Annotated in this window: 8 protein-coding genes; 3 read left to right on the top strand and 5 right to left on the bottom strand. The window is 71.9% G+C overall.

The window, feature by feature from the left end:
• The coding region (locus tag ACZ4SW_RS11875) for an IS30 family transposase (protein ID WP_468241234.1) at positions 1 to 475 on the top strand (475 nt) is incomplete at its 5' end.
• Positions 476 to 552: 77 nt separating this feature from the next.
• Here ACZ4SW_RS11875 and ACZ4SW_RS11870 read toward each other — a convergent pair.
• From ACZ4SW_RS11870 to ACZ4SW_RS11850, 5 genes are all read right to left on the bottom strand, one after another.
• The gene (locus ACZ4SW_RS11870; protein WP_468241232.1) at positions 553 to 1884 is read right to left on the bottom strand and encodes a jacalin-like lectin; all 1332 of its coding nucleotides are present in this window, start codon (positions 1882 to 1884) and stop codon (positions 553 to 555) included.
• A gap of 248 nt (positions 1885 to 2132) precedes the next feature.
• Positions 2133 to 2789, bottom strand: coding sequence for an HhH-GDP family DNA glycosylase (locus ACZ4SW_RS11865; protein ID WP_468241230.1), 657 nt, complete (start codon positions 2787 to 2789; stop codon positions 2133 to 2135).
• Positions 2790 to 2796: 7 nt separating this feature from the next.
• Positions 2797 to 3135, bottom strand: coding sequence for a DUF3140 domain-containing protein (locus ACZ4SW_RS11860; RefSeq protein ID WP_468241228.1), 339 nt, complete (start codon positions 3133 to 3135; stop codon positions 2797 to 2799).
• Between the two features lie 43 nt (positions 3136 to 3178).
• Positions 3179 to 3661 (bottom strand): Dps family protein, encoded by a 483-nt coding sequence (locus ACZ4SW_RS11855; protein WP_468241226.1) that lies wholly within the window; start codon positions 3659 to 3661, stop codon positions 3179 to 3181.
• Positions 3658 to 3915 carry a WhiB family transcriptional regulator gene (locus tag ACZ4SW_RS11850; protein ID WP_468241224.1) on the bottom strand — a complete coding sequence of 86 codons (258 nt, stop codon included), beginning with the start codon at positions 3913 to 3915 and terminating at the stop codon, positions 3658 to 3660. The genes ACZ4SW_RS11855 and ACZ4SW_RS11850 overlap by 4 nt, the downstream gene beginning before the upstream one ends.
• Before the next feature lie 170 nt (positions 3916 to 4085).
• On the opposite strand from ACZ4SW_RS11850, the gene ACZ4SW_RS11845 reads away from it, so the two are divergent.
• Together ACZ4SW_RS11845 and ACZ4SW_RS11840 are read left to right on the top strand one after the other, a co-directional pair.
• The gene (locus ACZ4SW_RS11845; RefSeq protein WP_468241222.1) at positions 4086 to 5279 is read left to right on the top strand and encodes a thiolase family protein; all 1194 of its coding nucleotides are present in this window, start codon (positions 4086 to 4088) and stop codon (positions 5277 to 5279) included.
• A 107-nt stretch (positions 5280 to 5386) separates the two neighbouring features.
• Positions 5387 to 6160, top strand: a complete 774-nt coding sequence (locus tag ACZ4SW_RS11840; protein ID WP_468241219.1) for a sulfite exporter TauE/SafE family protein — start codon at positions 5387 to 5389, stop codon at positions 6158 to 6160.
• Positions 6161 to 6247: the final 87 nt, after the last annotated feature.

Genomic DNA, 6247 nt, shown 5'->3' with positions numbered 1-6247 from the left:
GGACCGGGCCGTGCCTGGGCATTGGGAGGGCGACCTCATCATCGGCAAGGACGGGAAGTCGGCCATCGGCACCCTGGTCGAGCGCGCCACCCGCTACGTCATGCTCCTGCACCTGCCCGGTGATCACGGCGCCGAGAGCGTCCGAGACGCGTTGCTCACCACGGTCGAGACCCTGCCCTCACACCTCACACGGTCCCTGACCTGGGACCAGGGAAGCGAGATGGGCGCTCATGGTGCATTCACCGTTGCGACCGGCATCCCGGTCTACTTCTGCGACCCGGCCAGCCCCTGGCAGCGCGGCTCCAACGAAAACACCAACGGCCTGCTCCGGCAGTACTTCCCCAAAGGCACCGACCTCTCGGTCCACACCCGCGAGCACCTGGACGCCGTCGCGGCCGAACTCAACGGCCGTCCACGCAAAACGCTCGGCTGGGCAACCCCAGCCGAGCGCCTGCATAAACTGCTCGCGGCCTGATCAACACGACCACGTGTTGCAACGATCCCTAGAAACCGCCGGTCGGGCAGCGGCCCTCGATGTGCCGGCGTGGCGCGTCAGCGCCGGGTGTAGATGAAGCCGATCTTGTCGACCTCGTCGCCGGAGCGCCCGTGGAACCCGGCGATCTGCCAGCCGGAGGGCGCCGTGCGGGTCACGCAGTCGGACGTCGTGGTGCCGCCCGCCAGGGTGCGCCCGAGGTTGGTCGTGAACTTCGCGGAGAAGATCCTCGTGTGGCCGTCGTACTGGCCCTCGCAGAGCTGCGCGCTCGTCACGTACTCGTCGCTGCCCAGCGCCAGCGAGGACGCGGTACCGCCCGTGCCGCCGTGGGCGAGCGTGGTGCCGCCCGCCAGCGTCATGCCGATCTGGTCGACACGGGAGCCGCTGCGCAGCGAGACGCCGGTCGCGCGGGCGCCGGCCGGAACGCTGTCGATGTCGTTGTAGTAGTCGCCGTGCGGCCCGCCGAACTGGTCGCTGAGCTGGAAGGCGGAGTTGCGCGCCCAGCGGAACGTCGCGGTGATCGGGTCGTGGTCGGAGAGCATCTTGCCGTCGTCGGTGAGGAACCGGGCGTGCTCGTTGTCGTACGCGGTGGCGTCGAGCGAGACGAGCTTGCCGCCCCGGTAGAGGATCTTGTCCACGACCTCGCAGCTGTTGGTGACCGCGTTCTCGTCGCAGAGCAGCGGGTCGCTGCCCTTGGCGGGCGGGGTGCCGCCGCGCACCAGCTTGACCCAGGCGTCGGTGAGGCCGTTCGCGGCGGCGAACTCGGCGATCGTGTCGCCGGAACGTGTGTAGCGGGTGTTGGTGTCGCCCATCACGACGACGGCGTTGCCCGCCGAGTGGGTCTTGATGAAGGCCGTCAGCTGGTTGAGGTTGTCCGCCCGTGAGGCGAGGTCGCCGTCGTTGGTTCCGGCGTTGGTGTGCAGGTTGTAGAAGTCGACGTAGACGCCCTCGGCCAGGCGCTCCCGCATGAACGTGAAGCCCTTGGGGGTCAGGCAGTCGCCGGAGTCGTACTGGCACGAGTTCCAGTGCACACGCTCGAAGTCGTCGGTGTCGTACGGGATGCCGGACAGCGTGTTGAGTCCGCTTCCGATGCCGGCGCCACCGCTGGTCGGCGTGCGGTAGGGGTGCGTGTCCGCGGCGTACAGGTAGGAGTGGTAGTTGAAGTCCTCCTGTACCTGGACGATGTCGTACGGGCCGAGGCGTGAGCCGATCGTCGTGGTGCTCGACTGGCGCGGTGTCGGGGCGCTGGAGATGCCTTCGGGGAGACCGGCGACGTTGTAGCTGAGCACGTTGAACGTGCCCGAGTCGGCCGCCGCCGCGGTGGGCGCGGTGGCCGTGAGTCCACCGAGCGCGGCGGCGGCCGCCGCGAGGGTGGCGAGGAGTCTGCGCATGGGGAACGGCTCCTGGGGGGTGACGGAAGGGAGTGTTGCGCGCATGTCAAAAAATAGCGGCCAGGTCCCCGATGGAATGCGCTTTCTCCATTCCCGGTGAAGATTTCACCCGGCGGTCGCTCCGGTGTCGATGACGGCGAGGCGGCGGTGGCCGGTGCACGAAGCCCCCGGCGGGTGTCGCCGGGGCAACGGCTCGTGAGGGAGGGTGCCCGGGGCACCGAGCAGGCGGGCGCCTCGGGCACCCTCCCTCACGCCGCGTGCTCCCGCACCTCCGCCGCCAGCTTCTTGTCGAGTGCCGCGCGTACCAACGCCGCCGCCAGCACCGCCGGTTCGGTGTCCCCGGCCAGCTCCAGCAGCTTCTCCGGGTCCTTCGGCAGCCCGAGCCGCTCCGCGCCCGACAGCGCCTTCGCGTCCAGATAGGGCGCCACCTCCGGCCACACGCGCTGCACCTCGCGCAGGAAGATGTCCGCGCCCGCCGGGCCGATGCCGGGGACCTCCTGCAACAGTCGGCGCAGAGCGGAGACGTCCCCGCCGGCCTCCTTGCGCAGGCGCCGCAGGTCCCCGCCCCAACGCTCCGTCACCAGCTCGGCGCCCTGGCCGAGTTGGGTCGCCGTGCGCTCGTCGTAGCGCCGGTAGCCGCCCCGTCCCAGCGCGTCGACCCGCTCCTGCCAGTCCGCCTCCGCCATGCGGCGCGGGTCCTTCAGGCCCGCCTCCTCAAGCGCCCGCACCGTGGCGACGGCGATCGAGGAGCGGATGCGGGCACTGAGCAGCAGAGCGGTCAACAGCAGCCGGTACAGCGGCTGCGGGGCGTCCTTGAGCCGGATCCCCGCCTCCTCGGCGTAGGTCCGCCCATGCTCGCCGACGAGTTCCCCGATCACCTCGGCGGCTCTGTCGTCGCGGCCCATGACGGCCTCACCGTGACGCCTTGAGCGGGTCGTGCCCCAGCGTCATGAGCCGGTGGCGCAGGTGCTCGTCCTCGGCCTCCGGCTCGTTCTCCACGTCGACCTGGGAGGTGACCGTGTCCACCACCTTGCGCATCACCCGGACGTCGTCGTCGGTGAGATCGGTGCGCCGCTTCTGGAGGATCGCGAGGACGTGCCGCCCGGTGGGCGTGCCCGCCTCCTCCGGCAGTGGCTCGCTCTCCTCCTCGGCGTCCCGGACCCGCAGCCAGGCCGCCAGTTCCTGGGAGGTCATGTTCACCACCCGGTGGAAGTCCTCCCACAGCGCGTCCATCTCCAGGGCGTCGGTCATGGCGTACTCCTCTCGGCCCTCGACGGTTCGGCTCCGCTCCGGCTCACTCCCCGCGCGGCCAGTTCTCCGCCTCGAACATCCAGCGCTGCTTCTCCAGCTCCGCGGTGAGTCCGATCAGCAGGTCCTGGGTGACGGGATCCGCTTCCGCGGTGTCGTCGATCCGCTTGCGCAGCCGCCCGATCGCCGCTTCCAGCGACTCCACCATCAGGCCCACGACCTCGTTGTCGCGCAGCCAGCCCTCCTTGGTGCCGGGCAGGCCGTAGACGGACGCGATGGTCTCCGGGCGGCCGTCCGGCGGCACACCGAGCGCGGAGGAGCGCTCGGCCACCGTGTCGGCGTACGAGCGTGCCGTGGCGACCACCTCGTCGAGCTGGAGGTGGATCGAACGGAACCTGGGTCCGACGATGTTCCAGTGGGCCTGCTTCCCGATCAGGGACAGCCCGAGCAGATCCACCAGGGTCTCCTGCAGGGCCTCCCCGGCGACCTTGCGTGCGGGGTCGGGCAGTGTGCTGTGCACCGCGGTCATCGAGCGCTTCTCCTTGTCGGTCGTTCTCTCGTGGCACGGAGCAGCTCGGCACGCTCCTGCTCGCCGGTACCGCCCCACACGCCCGCCATCTGCCCGCTGCCCAACGCCCAGTCCAGGCACTCGCCCATGACGGGGCAGCGGCGGCAGACGCGCTTGGCGGCGGCGGTCTCCGCGACGGCCGGCCCCGCCGTCCCGACGGGGAAGAACAGCTCGGGGTCCTCGCCCACGCACGCCGCTTGCCGCAACCACTCCATGCGCGCCCGGGTCCCCAGGACGGATCAGGTGAAACCCGGCCGGGAGGGCGCCGGCCATCCCCCGTCCGCGGGGAGCTTCCCGGTGGCCGCGCGGCGGTCTATAGTCAGAAACTAGCGGTGCTAATTAATCGGCGCCGCTCCCATCGCCGAGGCCGGTCAGGAGTCCCGTCGTGCGTAGCGTCCACTTCGCGGCAGCCCGCCGCACCCCCATCGGCAGACTGCGCGGCGCCCTGTCCCCGGTGCGGCCCGACGACCTCGCGGCCACCGTCATCCGCGGCCTGGTCGCCGACGTGCCCGCGCTCGACCCGGCCCGCATCGACGACGTCTACTGGGGCGCCGCCAACCAGGCCGGCGAGGACAACCGCAACGTCGCCCGCATGGCCGCCCTCCTCGCCGGCCTGCCCGAGTCCGTCCCGGGCGCCACGGTCAACCGGCTCTGCGCCTCCGGCCTGGAGGCGGTGACGACGGCCGCCCGCGCCATCGCGGCGGGCGAGGCCGACATCGTGCTCGCGGGCGGCTCGGAGTCCATGAGCCGTGCCCCCTTCGTGCTGCCGCGCCCCGACGAGGCCCTGCCGCAGCGCATCGAGACCGCCGACACCCGCCTCGGCTGGCGGCTGGTCAACCCGGCGATGAAGGACCTGCACGGCCTGCTCTCCATGGGGGAGACCGCCGAGGAGGTCGCAGAGCGGTACGGCGTCCCGCGCGAACGCCAGGACCACTTCGCGCTGCGCAGCCACCGGCGGGCGGCCGAGGCCCGCAAGAACGGGCTCTTCGACGCCGAACTCCTGCCCGTGGCCCGCCCGGACGGTGTCGTGGTCACCGCCGACGAGGGCGTGCGCGAGGACACGTCGTACGAGAAACTCGCCCGCCTCAAGCCGGTGTTCCGCGAGGGCGGCACCGTGACCGCCGGCAACGCCTCGCCCATGAACGACGGCGCCGCCGCACTCCTCCTCGTCAGCGAGGAGGCCCTGAACGAGCTGGGCCTGGACTCCCTCGGCCGGTACGTGGCCGGGGCCTCGGCCGGCGTGCACCCGGACGTCATGGGCATCGGCCCCGTCCCCGCCACCGAGAAGGCCCTGGCCCGGGCCGGCTGGCGGATCGGCGACCTCCAGGAGGCCGAGCTCAACGAGGCGTTCGCGGCCCAGACCCTCGCCTGCGTCGACCGGCTCGGCCTCGACCCGGAGCTGGTCAACCCGACCGGCGGCGCCATCGCCCTCGGCCACCCGCTCGGCTGCTCGGGCGCCCGCATCCTGACCACCCTTCTGCACCGCATGCGCCGCACCGGGGCGAGACGCGGCCTGGCGACCATGTGCGTGGGCGTCGGGCAGGGCAGCACGGTGCTCGTCGAGCGTCCGCAGGCGTAGGCCGCGCGGCGCGCGCACAGGGTTGTCCGGGCCCGCCGCACCGGCGGGCCCATCTGGCGAGACGCCCCTGACGTGGCCGGATGCATGGGCATAGCATCGGTCCCCGCATGAACACGATGACGCTCTGGGACATATCGCCGTGGGGGTTCGCCGCGCTGGCCGCCGCCGCGCTGCTCGTCGGTTTCTCCAAGACCGCCGTGAGCGGCGCCAACACGGTAAGCCTCGCGATCTTCGCGGCCGTCCTGCCCGCCCGGGCCTCGACCGGTGTCCTGCTGCCCCTCCTGATCGTCGGCGACGTCCTCGCCGTCCTCACCTACCGCCGGCACGCCCACTGGCCCACCCTGTGGCGCCTGTTCCCGGCGGTCGCCGTGGGCGTCGTCATCGGCACCCTGTTCCTGGTCCGGGCCGACGACGCGGTCGTACGGACCTCGATCGGCGCGATCCTGCTGCTGATGGCGGCGGTCACGGTGTGGCGTCGGCGACGCGCCGACGAGGACGACGAACCCGACGCGGTGACCACCCGCGCCGGCCGCGTCAAGGCCCGCTCCTACGGCGTCCTCGGCGGCTTCACCACGATGGTGGCGAACGCGGGCGGCCCGGTGATGTCGATGTACCTCCTCTCCGCCGGCTTCCGCAAACTGGGCTTCCTCGGCACCTCCGCCTTCTTCTTTCTGATCGTCAACGTCTCCAAGGTGCCCTTCAGCGCCGGCCTCGGCCTGATCGACGGCCGCTCCCTGCTCCTGGACGCGGCGCTCGCGGTGTTCGTGCTGCCGGGCGCCGTCATCGGCAGATGGGCGGTGAACCGCATCAACCAGCGCCTGTTCGAGCAACTGGTCATCGCGGCGACCGTGGTGGGCGCCGTCCAGCTCCTGCTGCGCTGAGCCCGCGCAGCCGGACCCGGGACCGGCGGCACCGAGGATCACCACGTCCGGGACGGTGTCCTCGTCGTCGAGGAGGCGGACGTCCGC

The sequence above is a fragment of the Streptomyces sp. NPDC028331 genome (genome assembly GCF_055565775.1).
Note: the sequence above shows the minus strand (reverse complement) of the source record. Positions and strands in the feature narration are given on the sequence as shown.